At 44.3% G+C, this 17346-nt stretch carries 10 protein-coding genes; 2 read left to right on the top strand and 8 right to left on the bottom strand.

Going from position 1 to position 17346, the window contains the following annotated elements:
• Positions 1-93 precede the first annotated feature (93 nt).
• On the bottom strand, positions 94-300 hold the full coding sequence (locus DXA87_RS01720) for a DUF1858 domain-containing protein (protein ID WP_015552988.1): 207 nt from the start codon (positions 298-300) through the stop codon (positions 94-96).
• 474 nt (positions 301-774) lie between these two features.
• Between DXA87_RS01720 and DXA87_RS01715 the strand changes: the two genes are divergently transcribed.
• Entirely contained in the window at positions 775-945 is a 171-nt protein-coding gene (locus tag DXA87_RS01715; RefSeq protein ID WP_117483534.1) for a 4Fe-4S binding protein, read from the top strand.
• Positions 946-1065: 120 nt separating this feature from the next.
• On the opposite strand, the gene DXA87_RS01710 is transcribed toward DXA87_RS01715, so the two are convergent.
• The 4 genes from DXA87_RS01710 to DXA87_RS01695 form a co-directional block, all read right to left on the bottom strand.
• Complete coding sequence (locus DXA87_RS01710; protein WP_117468996.1) at positions 1066-1731, bottom strand: helix-turn-helix domain-containing protein; 666 nt, start codon at positions 1729-1731, stop codon at positions 1066-1068.
• A gap of 241 nt (positions 1732-1972) precedes the next feature.
• The gene (dnaB, locus tag DXA87_RS01705; protein ID WP_021905152.1) at positions 1973-3313 is read right to left on the bottom strand and encodes a replicative DNA helicase; all 1341 of its coding nucleotides are present in this window, start codon (positions 3311-3313) and stop codon (positions 1973-1975) included.
• A gap of 173 nt (positions 3314-3486) precedes the next feature.
• Positions 3487-3933, bottom strand: a complete 447-nt coding sequence (gene rplI, locus DXA87_RS01700; RefSeq protein WP_015552983.1) for a 50S ribosomal protein L9 — start codon at positions 3931-3933, stop codon at positions 3487-3489.
• 1 nt (position 3934) lies between these two features.
• The gene (locus DXA87_RS01695) at positions 3935-5974 is read right to left on the bottom strand and encodes a DHH family phosphoesterase (protein WP_015552982.1); all 2040 of its coding nucleotides are present in this window, start codon (positions 5972-5974) and stop codon (positions 3935-3937) included.
• Positions 5975-7115: 1141 nt separating this feature from the next.
• Here DXA87_RS01695 and DXA87_RS01685 point away from each other — a divergent pair.
• Positions 7116-7928: an MBL fold metallo-hydrolase gene (locus DXA87_RS01685; RefSeq protein WP_117503085.1), complete on the top strand. Its 813-nt coding sequence runs from the start codon at positions 7116-7118 to the stop codon at positions 7926-7928.
• Positions 7929-8071: 143 nt separating this feature from the next.
• On the opposite strand, the gene DXA87_RS01680 is transcribed toward DXA87_RS01685, so the two are convergent.
• The 3 genes from DXA87_RS01680 to DXA87_RS01670 form a co-directional block, all read right to left on the bottom strand.
• Positions 8072-9412: an ATP-binding protein gene (locus tag DXA87_RS01680; RefSeq protein WP_117503084.1), complete on the bottom strand. Its 1341-nt coding sequence runs from the start codon at positions 9410-9412 to the stop codon at positions 8072-8074.
• 429 nt (positions 9413-9841) lie between these two features.
• Positions 9842-11017 carry a DUF819 family protein gene (locus DXA87_RS01675; protein ID WP_015552977.1) on the bottom strand — a complete coding sequence of 392 codons (1176 nt, stop codon included), beginning with the start codon at positions 11015-11017 and terminating at the stop codon, positions 9842-9844.
• Positions 11018-11828: 811 nt separating this feature from the next.
• Complete coding sequence (locus tag DXA87_RS01670) at positions 11829-16832, bottom strand: hypothetical protein (RefSeq protein WP_117503083.1); 5004 nt, start codon at positions 16830-16832, stop codon at positions 11829-11831.
• Positions 16833-17346: the final 514 nt, after the last annotated feature.

The raw sequence follows: 17346 nt of genomic DNA, 5'->3' as shown, positions 1-17346 counted from the left end.
GCCGGGAAAATTCTCCCTGACCGCAGTCCTTCTTACATTCTCCGACCTTTCGCACAGTCGGCAAACCAAAACTCTCTCGAGCGGTCACATACATTACTGCTGCTTCTGAGCCAGATACTCGTTAATTACACTTACAAGTTTTTCTACCGGAATTCCGTGAACCATGCAAGCCTCTTCCAGAGACTCCATCTGAGAAGACGGGCATCCGATGCAGTGCATTCCAGCGCCCATTAAAATCTGAGCCATATTCTCATCAACCTGAAGAAGCTCACCAATGAGCATTTCTTTTGAAATCTGCATGATAAATCCTCCTTTCACCTTCGAAATCTGCCGCGGGCAATTTTCTACGATTGTTTCCGGCATAACAGGCATACTGCCCTTATGCCAGCATATCGAGAGTATAATACTTTTTTCGTTTCTTGGCAAGGTGGTTTTGCAAAATCTGCTGGTACAGCCGCATCATGCAGTTACAGTAAACGGGCACTCCATACCCGCGTACAGTAACCATCATGCATTCCTGTATGATATGGTATTTCCAGTTTAGAAAATGCCTGTCCGCATATGGTGACCATCATGAAATACTTTCAGCCGAATGACAGCCGGGTTGATTTTTGTCTGCAAAGGTAAGAATAGACTAACTCGAGTTGTGACTGTCTAACCGCATGTTTACTGGATTTTTGTTCCTCATTAGGTACATTTTTTCACAATTTTCCCCTTGAATAATTTAACCGTTTATTATAGAATGAAAGAAATAAATAAAGGAGGTATTTTGTCATGGCATATGTAATTAACGATAGCTGCGTTAGCTGCGGTACTTGTGCTGGTGAATGTCCGGTAAACGCTATTTCTCAGGGAGATGGACAGTACGTAATCGATGCTGATACTTGCATTAGCTGCGGTACTTGTGCTGGTGTCTGTCCGACAGGCGCAATCAACGAGGGTTGATCACAAACGCAAACCAATACATAAAAGCCGTTGTTCTATTCGAACAGCGGCTTTTTGATTTCTGTGGATTCTGATCCAGAATCCGGATCTTCGCGAAAGGGGTTCTCATTTTTGCTCTCATCAAAGCTTATTCCCATTTCTCCCAAACTTTCTCTTTCTGAAGATCGACGGCAAAAACGGCGCTTTCGCCGCCGCAGCTTCCGCCCTCCCTTTATTCTCCTTCTGATAAAGCCGGATCGTCTCATCCAGCTGCCGGAACCGCTCTTCGTCCCGCTCATCTGCCACCCGCATCAGGTAATCGATCTCCTTTAACACTTTATCGTTCACCATCCGGCTGATATCCTGGCTCAGCTTCTCGTTGTTCTCCTCGATAGCCTGTCCGATCATCTGGGTAAGAAACTCCCTGAACTGCTCCGCTTTTTCCCGGTTCATGAGTTCCGCGGCTTCCCCCGGATCCAGCTTTTCCAGATCTCTCTTCTCCTGCTCCGTGCATTCCTTCAATGCCGTCATAACATCCTCCTCAAGAACATCCGTGGGTGCCACCGATTCCCCCTCCGCGTCCAGCGTTTTCGCCAACGCTGTCTTGATCGCCTTTAACTGATACCCCTTTTCCTTCAATTCCTTGATCTGTTTAAAAAGACGGATATGAAAATCCGTATAATACCGATGTCCCATCTCGTTGCGAGGGATGTTCATCTCCAGTTCCTCCTCCCAGTACCGAAGTACATGAGATTCCACATCAACCTTTTTCGAGGCATCGGAGATCAGATAATGTGTTTCTGACATGGTCGTCCTCTTCCTTTCACATGATTTTCGTCACAGTTCGAAATTTCTGCCATGAACCGCAACGATTGTTCGACTCTGTTTGATCCAGTTTCTCAGCATGTCCACAGACTGCCGCATGCCTGCAAAACCGTTATCAGATTGCTAATAATATATGTGAAGCCATGTCCCAATATGACAAAAACGCCCGCTTCCGATGAAATTCCTTCAAATTCCATTCGAAAGCAGGCGCTTGACCATGCATTTACTGCTGCTCCTTCGCAATATTCACAAACCGGGTCAGTTCCGGTTTCCAGCCAAGATATACGGTTCCGATCGGGCCGTTACGCTGTTTCGCGATAATAACCTCCGCCGTGTTCGGGTTATCCGTATCCTTATTATAATAATCGTCACGGTACAGGAACATCACAACGTCGGCATCCTGCTCGATGGCTCCGGACTCTCGAAGATCCGAAAGCATCGGTCTGTGATCCGTTCTTGTCTCACAGGCACGGGAAAGCTGGGACAGGGCGATCACCGGGACGCTCAACTCCCTCGCGATGGCCTTTAAAGATCTTGAGATCTCAGAGATCTCCTGCTGACGGTTGTCTCCGTTCTTTCCGCTGCCCGACATTAACTGCAGGTAGTCGATCATAACGAGGTCGAGACCATGTTCCAGCTTAACCTTCCGGCATTTGGAACGAAGTTCCATGATGGAAATACCCGGCGTATCATCAATTACAAGCTTGGAGCTTCCGATCGTACCGATTCCTTCCACGACAGCGTCCCAGTCCGCATCCGTCAGGGTACCGGTACGGAGCTTCTGGGAATCCACGTTGGACTCCATGGACAGCATACGGTTTACCAGCTGCTCCTTCGACATCTCCAGACTGAAGATCAGGCAGGTCTTCTGTCTCCGGACCGCGATATAGTCCGTAATATTCAGTACGAACGCCGTCTTACCCATAGACGGGCGGGCAGCGATCAGGATCAGATCCGAAGGCTGGAGGCCGGACATCCGGTAATCGAGATCGATAAATCCGGTAGGAAGACCCGTTACCGTGGATTTTGAGCGGGTCGCCTGCTCGATCTTATCAAGAACGTTCAGCGCAACCTGACGGATCGGCACGAAATCACCGGAAGCGCGGCTTTCCAACAGGTTGAAGATCTGCTTTTCCGTGTCCGCTAGGATCACTTCCAGACTGTCCTTTCCGGAATAACAGTTGTTGGCGATCTCCTCGTTGATCCTGATCAGTCGGCGGAGAACCGCCTTTTCATGGACGATCGTGGCATAGGAGCGCACATTCGCGGAAGTCGGAACCGTTGCCAGGATATCGCGGACAAAATCCAGGCTGCACACCTCCGGCGGGACATCCTTTTCCTTCAGTCTGTCCTGAAGCGTGACCAGATCCACCGGTTTTCCCTCATTGAACAGCTCCACCATCGTATCAAACATGATCCCATACTGACGCTGATAAAAGTCGTCCGCAACCACGATCTCCGATGCCGCGATGATCGCATCCCTGTCCATCAGCATGGAACCGATCACCGACTGCTCCGCCTCAACGCTGTGCGGCAAAACCCTTTTTACTAACGCTTCTTCCATCTGTCCGATTTCCTCTCTGTACGTCTCTGTCTATAACTTCGCACGGCTTCTGCATATATTTCTGCAGAAGCCGTTTTCTTTCTTACTTTGCAGGCCGGAACCTCTACCTGGTTTCCTGCCCTGAATTTCAACTGTGCTGTCCGCGTATTGCGCACGCGGCAGGCATTCAGTCTTTACGCCTCAACGACCTTCACGCTGAGTCTTGCTGTTACTTCCTTGTGGAGCTTGATCGGAACCTCAAAGCTTCCGATGCTCTTGATCGGCTCCGGCAGAACCATCTTTTTCTTATCGATATCAAGCTTTAACTGATCCTTCGCCGCCTTCGCGATCTCCTTTGTGGAGACGGAACCGAACGCGCGTCCGCCCTCGCCGGCTTTGATCGAAACGGTTACGGACATCTTATCGATCTCCTCCGCAAGCTTCTTAGCCTCCGCAAGCTGCTCTGCCGCAACCTTCTCCGCGTTTGCTTTCTGGAGCTTTAAATCGTTTAAGTTCTTGGATGTCGCCTCAACACCAAGCTTTTTCGGAAGGATAAAGTTTCTCGCATATCCGTCATTTACCTTTACGACCTGGCCCTTTTTTCCAAGTGCCTTCACATCCTCTAATAATACAACTTCCATCTTAAATTTCTCCTTTCTCCAGCATCATATCAATGACGCCTTTCACCTTCTCCTTGGCCTCCTCAACGGTAGCGCCCGGGAGCTGTGCGCCTGCGATCGTTCTGTGTCCGCCTCCGCCCAGCTTTTCCATCATGACCTGGACATTGACTTCGTCGATCGATCTCGCGCTGATATAGATTTTGCCTTCATATGGGGTCAGAACGACAGATGCCTTCATTCCCACAATGTCAAGAAGCTCATTTGCAGCCTGTGCGCCTACTACTGTCGGGCTCTCCACGCCCTCTGACGGGCACACGCTGATGGCAAAGCATTTCTTATAGACCTCTGCCTGACGGACTGCCTCGGCTCTCGCCTTGTAGTCCTCCATACTGTCACGGAACAACTTCCGTACTCTCGTCACGTCCGCTCCGTTTCTTCTAAGGAACGCCGCCGCCTCAAAGGTGCGGACGCCCGCCTGATTTGTAAAGTTGTTCGTATCGATCACGATTCCCGCGTACATAGCGTCCGCCTCCGGGGATTTGATCCGGATACTGTCAGCAACATACTGTAAAATCTCCGCAACCAGCTCACAGGCAGATGACGCGTAAGGCTCTACATAGGACAGAGTCGCGTTTGTGATGATCTCGCTGGACTGACGGTGGTGATCGATGACAACGATCGTCTTCACGAGTTTTAAAAGGTCCGGTTCTTCTGTGATACTCGGGCGGTTGACGTCAACAACGACAAGCGCCGTATTGTTATCCACGATATCCGCGGCCTCACTTCCCGTGAGGAACAGGTCCTTCGGATAATCGCCGGTCTCAAAGCGTTCCATCATCGGACGCACCGAGGAGGTCACTTCATTGATCACGATATGTGCCTTCTTATTCAGAGCGGATGCGATCCGGTACATTCCGATCGCCGCGCCAAAGCAGTCGATATCTCCGATCTTATGTCCCATGATCAGAAGGCAGTCCTTTGTCTCAAGAAGCTCCCTGAGGGCATGGGCTTTGACGCGGGCCTTGACACGGGTCGTTTTCTCTAACTGCTGGGCCTTTCCGCCGTAATACTGGATCTTTTGGCCGCATTTTACTACCGCCTGATCACCGCCGCGGCCGAGGGCCATATCGATCGCTGTACGGGCATAATCATAGTTCTGGCTGTAGGTATCGCCGTTCATTCCGATACCGATACTTAAGGTCACCGCCATCTCGTTTCCGATATTGACGGTCTTTACCTCCTCAAGCAGTCCAAACCGCTCTTTTTCCAGACGCGGCATATAGCACTGCTTGATCGCGAAGAAATATTTGTCCTTTTCCAGCTTCTTTACGATACCGTTGACCGCCGAAATGTACTTGTTGATCTTTCGGTCGATCAGGGCCGTTAAGAGCGATCTGCGGACTTCCTCGACGCTCTCCAACGCCTCATCATAGTTGTCCAGATAGATCAGGCCCGCGACCATCTTCTGGTCTGTGATCGCTTGCTTGTAGTTGTAGAGCTCTGTCTCATCATAGAGATATACCGCAAGGATCTGCTGCTCCGTCTGCTTCTCCGGGATTCCGGAGGCAAGTTCATCCGGGCGGATCGTCACGCGTTTCATACTCACGCGGTATTTCGATTCCCCATAGATCACATGGACTTCCATCGCATTTTCCATCTTCTCGAGGGATTCCACTGTGATCTCCTTGAAGAGCATTGTCAGGCTTTTCCCTGCGCTCTTCTCTTCTTTGGTCACCGCCTCAAAGGCGCGGTTCATCCAAAGGATCTTACCATCCGTGTCCGCGATCGCGTAGGGCAGCTCCAGAGACGCCAGAAGCTGTTTCTGGCTCCAGCTGTATGCCGACGCAAAGGACACCAGACTGCCGAGAGCCCGCTTCTTTCCGTACATATACAGGGTTCCGGCACACGCCGCGTAGATCACCGTAAATGCAAGCATCACGAATCCCGCCTTGCGTGAGATCAGGTTGACCGCAGCTCCCGCAAGGATTACCAGTGCCGTTAAAAATACCGGCCACTGAAGGTAAAGCTGCAGAATATGGCTGACCTTTTTATCATCTTTCATTCTTATCTCCTATCCGCCGCCCGGTAAAATGGGCATAGCAAGACCATAAAAAGAATGTGCCTTGACACATTCTCGCGCCGAGCGCAGTCGCTTGTGATAGACTCTTCTTGCGCGAGTGTGCATTTGACACGTTAGTGCCTTTTTATGCATGGAGAAATTCAGGCAGAATTTCTCCATGTATCAGAACCGACTTTGGGGATAGTATACCATAGATACAGGCATTTGTCCATGATCCGCTTGGGGCGGACATGGCACTGCGGTCTATGAAATTCCTGACGTGGATAGCAGCGACGCGGCTTCTAAAACCACCAGTAGCGTAAAATAGACTTTATAGATCAAAGAATTTGTGATAGAATAATATAGGTGCCACCATAACGGTAGGCGGTTTGGCCCTCTTCGCAGAGGGCATGCGTAACCCTCTGATACATAGTGAGAGGAGGGTGATGCCATATGGAAATCTTAGGTATTGTACTTGCAATCCTGAGCTTCGGAGCAACTTGCTTCAAGGCAGGATATTCACTTGGCAGAGACATCGAAAAAAACGCAAAAAAATAACCGCCCAGTCCTCGCAAAACTAGCGGTTATTTTTTAATCCATATTTTCGAGGGCCAAGCCGTCTATCGGTGGCACTTCTCTTATCTATAATATAACATCTCTTCTTTAAATATTCAAGAGGTCTTTCTGCGATTTTCCTGTAACACTTTTCCATGCTATTTCCGTTAAAATCTTGGATATTTTCAAAATCAGTTGATAAGAGGACGGGATTTAAGTATAATATAAATGAGCCAGAAAGGTTTCCGTGTGGCGACACATGAAAGCTGTACTCCGGCTGGGGAGGGTAATTACCAGCACTTTATGATACTCGGCAAGGCATCGAGGCTGACAGCCAGCATAAAACTCGCAATCATAAAAAATGCGTCGGATAACTTTGGTTGTCCGGCGTTTCTGTTACCCAAATACCGTTGATAGGAAAAATCTAATGAGGAAAAAGATCGATAAGAAAGAGATTGCAAAAGAAATTTGTAAAGCCGCGAAGTTATACAAAACCTCTTTCCTGCAGGAAGTTCGCATTTGTGTTTAATGAAGAAAATAAAGTTATAAGGCAACTATCAATCAATACTTTACGAAAGGATTTTCATTTATGAAAGCAACCGTACTCAGCGACAACATCCCCGCCGAAAATCTCGGCTGTGAATGGGGATTATCAATTTTTATTGAATATCATGGGAAACATATCCTTCTCGATGCCGGGGCATCCGGACTTTTTCTGACGAATGCTGATGTGCTTGGACTGAACATGAAAGACGTGGATTTCGGAGTTCTCTCCCACGCGCACTATGACCATGCAGACGGAATTCCGGAATTTTTCAGGGTAAATTCGTCCGCACCGTTCTATTTTAGGGAAACCACCGGAGAAAACTGCTGCAAAGGTGTCTGGAACTATAAGAAATACATCGGTATTCCAAAGGGCATGTTAAAAAAGTATCCGGACCGGATCAAGCTCGTCTCCGGGGACTTTTCCCCATGTGACGGGGTTTATCTGATTCCACATAAGACTCCGGGACTGGAGAAAAAAGGAATCCGGGAGCACATGTACCTGAAGGAAAAACGGCGCTGGAGACCGGATTCCTTCTCCCATGAGCAAAGTCTTGTCTTCGACACACCGGACGGTCTTGTGATCTTCAACAGCTGTTCCCACGGCGGCGCCGATACCATTATCCGTGAGGTCACCGCGACTTTCCCGGATAAAAAAGTAAAAGCCCTGATCGGCGGCTTCCACCTCTACAATAAGACCGACGCAGAGATCCTTGCCCTCGCCGAAGGGATCCGCTCCACCGGTATTTCTGAAATCTACACCGGCCACTGCACCGGAGATCATGCCTTTGATCTCCTGAAAGAGACCTTAGGAGAATCCGTTCACAAGCTGCATGCGGGGCTTGTGATGGAGTTTTAGTATGTCCCGGTCTGCAAATGCAATGCAAGCGCTAACCTTTCAATCACGGATTGAACAAGGAAATCGAACCGAAGAACTTGTAAGTAAAAACGGCACTGTTTAAAACGGTGCCGTTTTTGCTTGTCTTGTCGTTTCAATAAATTCTATTTCTGTAGCTGCTCCAATGCCAATCCGATCAGCCTATCCGCTTGATCTGCCATGAATAGTGGAATATTCAACACATCATCATCCAGTTTCAGATTGTCCAATGAGAAACGGATGCGGAGCTTGACCTTATCAGGGAACAGCTCCTTGAACTTCTTCATACTCTTGCTGGTTGTGTTGGCTTCGGATTTGACCTCCACGGGGAAGATGTCGTTCTCCCGCTGAATGAGGAAATCCACTTCGTAAGGCGGGTTGTTCTGGCTCCAATAACGGGGCATGACTTCAAGCTGAGTAATTAAAGTCTGCAACACAAAGTTTTCGGCTAATGCGCCTTTGAATTCAGTAAAAAGGCGGTTCCCTTCGCCAAAGGCAGTGGGGGCTAACTGCGCCAGACGGCGGAGCAATCCCACATCCACCAGATAAATCTTGAAAGCAGACAGGTCATCGTAAGCTGCAATCGGCAGGCCGGGAGCTGAGCTGCGATAAATTTTATGCACCAGACGGGCATCCACCAGCCATTGCAAGGCATCCTCGTACTCACGGGCTCGTGCACCTTCCTTGACCACTTTATAGATGAACTTCTTGTTCTTTCTTGCCAGTTGAGAAGGAATGGATTTCCAGATCATTGAGATTTTCGGGAACTCGCTGAGATCAGGATGTTTGGCAAAATCACGCTCATAGGCTCCGATGATTCCGGACAAGGCTTCCTGCATGGCAGAAACATCCCGTGCCTCCGTCCACATCAATACCGGCTCCGGCATACCACCGGTAACATAGTACATCTTCAGCTTCTCATATAATGGATTAAAGAAGGCGTCAGGAATAGGTTCAAGGGTGTCCACCTGTTCCAGATACTGTGCCAGATTTTCATCACCGTTGGCAAGCAGGAATTCATTAAAGGTCATCGGGTCAATCTGCATAAAGTTGACCTTACCTACCGGAAAAGAGGAAGGTTTCGCCAGAGCAATCCCCAACAGAGAACCGGCGCAGGCAACATGGTACTGCGGTGCATTCTCACAAAAATATTTCATGGAGTTAATGACTTTCGGGCAGTCTTGTACTTCGTCAAAGATGATGAGGGTCTTTTCCGGTACTATCTTTTGACCGCTTGCCATCATAAGGTTTTGTAGAATCCGCTCCACATCCTTTGTTGTCTCAAAAAATTGCTTATATTCTTCATTTTCATCGAAGTTAAAGTAGGCTGTATTTTCATAACAGCGTCTTCCGAACTCTTTCAGAATCCAAGTCTTACCCACCTGACGTACGCCCTTCATAATTAAGGGCTTGCGGTAGGGAGAATTCTTCCAATCCAGCAGTTTTTTTAAGATAAATCGTTCCATAGAATCACTCCTCACATTTTTATTGGAGTTTTATGCTTTATAATCACACTTTTATTATATGTGAAATTCATGAAAATCACAAGCACAATCACATAATTATTTAATTTTAATGCCATACAATCACACTTTTATATAAAATAATGAAGAATAGTTTCTATAAAAATAGCCATAGCCTTCGGCAGGATTGCTTATGATGCGCAAAAGAAGTATGTCATGCTTTGCATGATGCGCATATCGCAGCAAGAATGCTTCGGCATTCTTGAATACATCTTATCATTTCTTTTCCATTACGGATAGGGAAGGAAAAAATCAGTAACACTATAATTTATTCTAACCTCCTGCAGAACAGAGCCCTGTCCTGACAAAAACAAACTCCGCACAGTTTCTCGTGCGGAGTTCTTGTATTACCCGTTTTTCAATTGTTGTTCTCTACCCGATCAGGCTCATTAAGTATCCTACAAATGCGCCGCCCGGTGTTCCAATGATATTGCCGAGAAGGGCCATCAGGATACCGATCGGAACCAGTGCGCTGCTGTATGCACCTGCAAGTACCGGCGCTGTCGCAGTTCCTCCGACATTCGCCAGAGAAGCAACCGCACAGGTAAAGATATCCAGTCGGATCAGCTTTGCAAGGATTACCATAACCGCTATATGGATCAGCAGGATCAGGAATCCGGCAGCCAGCCATACCGGTGCATTTCCCATAGCAGAAATATCTGCTCTGGAAGCGATCATTGCGATGACAATGTAAAGCATGATATTGGAAACTTCTTCCGTTCCCTTAATCTTTCCAAAAGGAGTCATTGCTACGATCAGACCTACAGCTGTTACAAGAAGAACTGTCCAGGTTGCCTTATCAAAAACAGGCAGAACAGACGCAACCATAACACCGGCATCCTTGGACAGAGAGGATATAAAGAAGGATACGCCGATTAAAAGAAGCATGTTTTTCCAGGTAAGAGGTCTCTTGTCCTCCCTTGCCTCTTTTTCCAGAGATGCTCCTACTTCATCGATCAGACGTACATCTGCCTTTGTCCAGGAGTTGAATTCCTTAGAGAAGTTGATCACCCACAGAAGGAACATAACATAGATTACTGCACAAACCGAATCCATTACCAGCGAATATGCCAGACTTTCTTCACTTACATCCAGAATTGCCTGAATCGCCAGCATATTACTGCCGCCGCCTAACCAGCTTCCGCACAGTGCTGCAAGTGCTTTCCAGCTTTCCGGACCCAGTAATTTATGGAAAATACCATAGCTTACTACAAAACCAACACCGATTGAAATACTCGCTGAGAAGAAACCGATCAGCATTTTCGGTCCTAATTTAATGATCTTTTTCAGATCACAACGCAGCAGCATTAAAAACAGCATTGCGTAGAGTAACGGATTTTTGATCGATACGTAAATGGCTGACGTATCCTGCAGATCCCATACTTTCATAGTACATAAAAGCATCATGCCCAAATAGATCAGAACGATCGGCGGTGCAAATTTAAAAAAGGTCTGTGCGCCTTTTCCCCGCAGGTACACGGGAAGATTGACCAGAATTGCTGCTAACAGCATTAAAGTGGCCAGATAGATAAATCCATCATGAATCATTTGAAATGCTCCATTCCGCCACCGGATATCGGTGGGCTTTATTTTCTTATTCAGAACAAGTCAAAACGGGCGGTTGAAATTTTCAGCTCCCCCTTCCTTCTCCTTTTCGATACCTTTTCACAAACCGCAAACCAATGTGGGAACAGCATAGCAGTGTACTGTTTCTCCATAGAATTTCCTCAGAAGGCTAAAAAAAGGGTCCAGAATTATGTTCTGGACCTTTCAATGACCTCTCGAATAGTGTACTGCCCTTCCACATTGCTGTTTCTTTTTTTGACTTTTCCTCTACGTAGTATAAAGGGTGTCAGCAAAAAAGTCAATTTTCAGACATAAATATCCTTAAATGTAATTTTCATGCAGCTCCTTATTGCAGCTTCTTATATTTCCCAGTTTTCGGGGAAAAATTTCTTTTTTAACAAATCACCTGACATACTAATGGATGCCTTAATGGTGAGACTTCAGGAAATTTTAAATCTCAGCGATGAACAACTGACTGTATTTACATATTATTTGACATTGATTCCGAAATCATTTTCCATATCGGCAGGGATGTAAAATGTTTGTTTGACATTTATGCCGAAAACAAATATTGCAATTCATCGAGGATCGCTGGAAAAGATAGTAGACGTAAATGGAATTATTAAGTGTTCTTATACATTATATGCCCGTAAGAACACCCACGCTGCTTTTCACACGGGATTCTGACGAATTCTCCCCTATCTATTGACATAGCGCCCTAAATTAAGTTTGAAAAACGGCACTGCCTCTTTCTCAGATGTAAATACCGATGGAGCAGTGCCGTTCCTATTTTTTATTTCATCCAGGCTCCATTCGAATCTACTTTGTATCCGTCTGGAGTGACTGTATTCACGAACAAATGTCCCTTATTCTGACCAGAAACTGGTTCTAAATAATACCATTTTCCATCAATCTTCTTCCAGCCTGTTTCCATTCTGCCAAACCAGCCATCAGAAATCGGATTCAGATAGAAATAGCATCCATTCCATTTCAACCAGCCAGTAACCACATAGCCATTCTTGTCAAAATAGTACCACTCTTTTCGTCCCAAATATTCCAGTTCGCACCATTCATCATGTGGCCATGTACCATCTATTCTCTGATACCACCAGCCTTTTTCATTCTTTATCCACTTTCCTGTTACTCCTCGTTTCGGTATATAGGAGGTATCATCACTGTCATCTGAACTATCCGATCCACTATCTGATGCCCCTCTTACCGTAAATTTGGCAGTAAAGTTCTGCTCTTCCAATACTCTGAATCGGAACTCAAGTTCTTTTGATACACAATTGCCATCTTTATCATACCAGCCGACAAAACGATATCCACTATCTGGCTTTGCTGTTAATTTTGCAAAATCACCACGAATTGCAGCTTTGCTTCCTTCAACAGTGCCATGTCCTTCTGCCGAAGCATTGATCAGATAACTTGTCAATGTATCCTGATATTCAGCCAACTCAATCTCTGTATTTTCTTTCAGAAGACGATATGAATTATGCTCTTCACCATTATAGAACATTGATTCCGTAATTCCATAGAAATGATCCGCCTGGTTAAGTGTCACAGCGCGATAGTCCGTCTTTCCAATCAAACCCGAACCATCTGACGCAAACTCAGCAACAGAATAATCCATAGTTCCTGCAGCACGGGCAATAATCTCCAGTTTATATTTGCCACTCTGTGGAACGCCAACGATCTTCTGTCCCGCAGAATCAACATATACGTCGATTTCATCATCCGTCACATTTTGCACCTGATCATTTACAATTTTCCCGACCATATTGTCGTTTTCATCGTAAATAATAATATCTACCGGGCAGTTGGTTGCGTATCGGATTCCGCCTTTATCATAGAACTTATGGTTTGGATCTGTATCCGTAACTTCCGAAAATCCACTCTTTTCTCTGTCGTAAGCACCATCAGGTCCATAATACCGGTAGTCTTTTGGTCCAATTTCGATCCGGCTGTTTATTACTTTCCGGCCACGATTTACTCCTGAATTTGAATCATAATAATATTCTTTGCCATTGATCTCAATCGGTCCAGTCTGCATTGCTCCACGATGATCCTTGTTATGTTCTGAGCCATCACCGGTGCTGAAGTAATATTCCCCTTCTCCGGTTTCATCCGTGATCTTCTGTGTTCCGACTAAAACCCGACCATTCTGATCAAAATAGTACCGTTTGCCATCAATGTAGGCCCATCTGTTTTCTATGTAAAATCTCTCATCCCCATCTGTTGCATAATAATATTTTTCTCCAGATTCATCCCATGAACCGGCAAATGTCAGTGAAGCAAACTCATCTTCAAAATAATTTAATGGCGTGATTCTCTGAAGCTTGTCAATTTCTTTCTGTAAAAAATCCACTTTAAATTGCTTCAGACCATCTCTGCTATATATAGAGTCATACACTTTTTTCATATTCTGATATCTCAAAATTGTTATGCATCTCATAAATTCAAAAGCATTTAAATAGTCTGCTAAGCTTTCTGAATCTCCATCTATTAAAAGTTTTTCTTCCTTTTCCCGCAGAACATCATATGCTACAGTATAAAGCATCTGCGTTTGTGCAATCGTATTAACTGCTTCCGGTCTTCCGTCGATAGTCTGGATCGTAGTGATAGCTTTGCTAAGTCCCTTAAGTAACGGTAAACTTCCTTCGCCGAGATCTTTTATAACATCTGCTACAACCTTAGACATATTGTATTTTGTATTTTCTTTGAAATCCCAACCTGTCAACGGTCTTTTTTCCCCGGTCAAAACTTCATTCCATGAATTTCCCTGCTCTATTACCGCAAAGCAGGTATCAAATACTTGAAGTTTTATCCGTTCTTCATAATTATTTCTTAATTCTGAAACAGCATTCTTTAAATTCTGGATATTTTTTATCTTGCCAGAATCAATCTTATCGATTGACGCTTCCAACTCATTCAGATAACTTATTTTTTCTGAATGATCCCGAAGCGCATCTGACCAACCGTTTACCTGTTCCATGATTGTATCAAATAATTCATAATTCTTTGCTGCAACAATGCCTAAAATTTCTTCAGCATCTTCTCCATTACTCTCTTTTTTCTTTACTTCTTTCGCCAATTCATTAAATGAATCCGAATATTTTTCTTCGTTTTTCAATGCATCACTAACTTTTTCTATTATGAACTTGATATACCCCCTCTCATCTTTAACTTCGTCCCAAGCTTTAGCAACCACCTTCGGATCCGTCCACAGTTCTATACTGTCGTCTATCTTTTCTCCCTCTACCGCAAACTTTACGTCCAGTACTTTTGCCAGAATTTTTCTGTTATTTGACTCTGTCATTAAATACTCAACATTTATGTCATCAATATCTATAAAGCCGAGTTGTTTTGCCAACCTCAGGAATGCATCCCCCGTCAGTTTCATCCAACCATCATCGATCTTAGCTGAAAGAATATACGAAAAATAATTCATATCATCCATATATGTTGAAATGAACGAATATCTGCTCAGTACTGTCGATGGACGGATATGCGACTGATTGTATTCTTCTTTCAAGATTCCGTCTAATCCTTTATCTGGAATGCACATTCCATATGGATATAATCCATCTTCATCTTCGCAATAATACAAGCCATCATGCATGCCCGTCATAACATAGCCATTTTCATTAAATTTCCATCTACCATTGAAAATTACACCGTTCTGATCCGTGTAATTTAACTTATAAATGCCTGATTTCAGCAACTGGCACTGATTATTCTCAAGAATATAATATCCAACTTTACCATTTTTAAATTTTACCCAGCCTAACTGCTCATCGCTGTCTGGTATATCTGGATTGTCTGGCTGTTGCGGAACATCATTTTGGAATTGAAGGACTGGATATGGGTATGTTTCCTCCCCCATTACCCAAACATTATCAAAATCAAATTCCTCAAAAGTGCTCTGTTCTTCCATCTCACTCAAAGTTACTTTTACAACATTGTCCATCCGTTCATTTTTATTTCCTACGGCTGTATTAATATAATAACACTTCTTATCGACTGCACGTAAAAGTAATGCAACTTTTCCATCTGTACCTGTCACTGCAGATACACCATTTTGGGTATATCCAATAATATCTCCAGCATAAGATTTTTTGTCATTTGATTCAGTTTCTACGCTTCCAATATTATAGCATCTGCTAATAGATCTGGTTGTCTGATTATCATATCCAATAATTCCACCCGCATATCCTGTTACCACTTTTACGTTGCCTGCATTATAACAGTTTTCAACGAAAGAGCTATAAAGCTCACCAACAATTCCTCCTGCTACACCCCTATCAAGTCTTGAGTCTGTATATACCGCTTCATAATTGACACACATGCTAACTGGTAATGCCATTCCAGATGCTCTGCCTGTAATTCCGCCCGCAATAATTTGAGATGAAGCAGTTGCCGTTATATTTCCAGAATTAACGCAGTTCTTCATCTGGTTCCTTGTTATTCCTGAAATTCCTCCTACATATGATGCACTCGAAAAATTCCCTGATGAAACAACATTTACACTACCTGCAAATATACTATCACTTATTTCATATGCACTGCCGGCAATTCCGCCCAATGTCAGCCTTGAATATGTACTACCCTTTATCGTAGAATTATCGGCTTTACAATTTTTTATAAATGATGTTCCTGAAGTCTTTCCGGAAAAAGTACCCACATTCATAGCAGGTATTTCCAAAGTTGTTCTTAAATCTATTTCACAATTCTGAGCTACGCAATTTTCAACTGATCCGCCCGTCAAAGAAGCCGCTAATATACCAACATCAATAGACGAAATAGCATTATTACTTATATGATCATCGTCTACCTCAAAAACAGAATCTGTAATTTTCAAATTCTTTACAGTTCCCAATAATTCTGTAAATATGCCATATCCAATATTTAAATTAGAATCCCTATAGCTTTTCCCAGCTTTCAAGCTTAAATTTGATATGCTAAAATTCTGTCCATCCAATGTTCCTGTAAATCCACGGAGTTTTTGCTTTGTGTCTTCACCAATCGGTTTCCAGCTAAAATCAGACATATCAATATCATTCATTAATTTATAGTTGCCCGCCAGATCATTCTGTATGTTCTGCAAATCTCCTGCCGTATAAATCGGAATCCATTCCTCTGCCTGCGCCACCGCAATTCCATAAACCGAGAACCCTACCGACTGGCAGCTAATTTCCTGATCTCCTTCTACTGTCTTCGGAACAAATTCAGCAACATCTTCCCCATCTTTCACATGGAAAATTTCTGACTCATCGACTTGTTCCCCTGTCAAGGTATTCTGGAGTTTAAATATTACCTTCACTCCATCAGACGGTTCAAACTCTTCACCATCACTCCAGAATGAAATATCATAAGCATAAATCTGGTCAAGTTCTTTTTGGTTTTCCTGCATTGATGAGCGCACAGAATCTGTGATCTCAGATCCTAAATCGACCTTTTTCACCTGGATCTGTGTGTTTTCCGGCAGAATGACATCCTGTGAATCTATCTCAACAATGATTCCATCTTCTGTCGTAAACTGTTTTTTTAATCCTGTTGTTTCAGTTGGTTTATTTGTTGTATTTTCTGTTGCCGCATTGCTTGATGTCATAAGCTCTACCGCGTTGCTGGGTGTCAATAAACCCAACTCATCCCACAAGCTGCTCTCTTCCTTCTCCACATTGGCTGTTTTGTCCTGATTCGTATTTTCAAACGCCCAGGAAATTCCGCTGTTTCCAAATATGGTTCCTATGGACAAGCTTATTGCCAGTCCCCATGCCAGATATTGTTTCTTCATACAATTCCTCCCTGTGGTCCACTTTTTTCGTTTAAACACAAATTGTAGTATAACAATTGAAGAAACTAAAAAGCAGGGGTGCAAAGATTCCACTTCACACTCCTGCTGTCATTTTCTGTACAACAAATAAACTCCTACCCCATTTCCATCTTGTCTATTATTATTATTTCGACTATAATGGAATGGCATAGTAGTGGCGCAACCATTGTGAGAAGTGTCCCTTAAACACTTTTCACATCTGCAAGGGTGTTGGTAGCACCCTTGCAGATGCTATGCTTTTTAGTTTTCTATGTTCATTCTAACACGGACGTAAAACATATTCAACTATATTTATCTATGTTGCTTTCCCGATTATTTATGCAATTTATGCTAAATTGGCGATGCTGGAAACGAAATGTCCCATACGAAATACGCCAATAGAAAAAAAGCCCCTGTGTGATCTCTCACATAGGGGCTCGAATGATGCTTCAAATTAATTAGATAAAACCTTACTTTATCAGTGAAAATCCTTATT

The organism is Desulfotomaculum sp. OF05-3, from assembly GCF_003435535.1.
Lineage (GTDB): Bacteria > Bacillota > Clostridia > Lachnospirales > Lachnospiraceae > Pilosibacter > Pilosibacter fragilis.
Note: the sequence above shows the minus strand (reverse complement) of the source record. Positions and strands in the feature narration are given on the sequence as shown.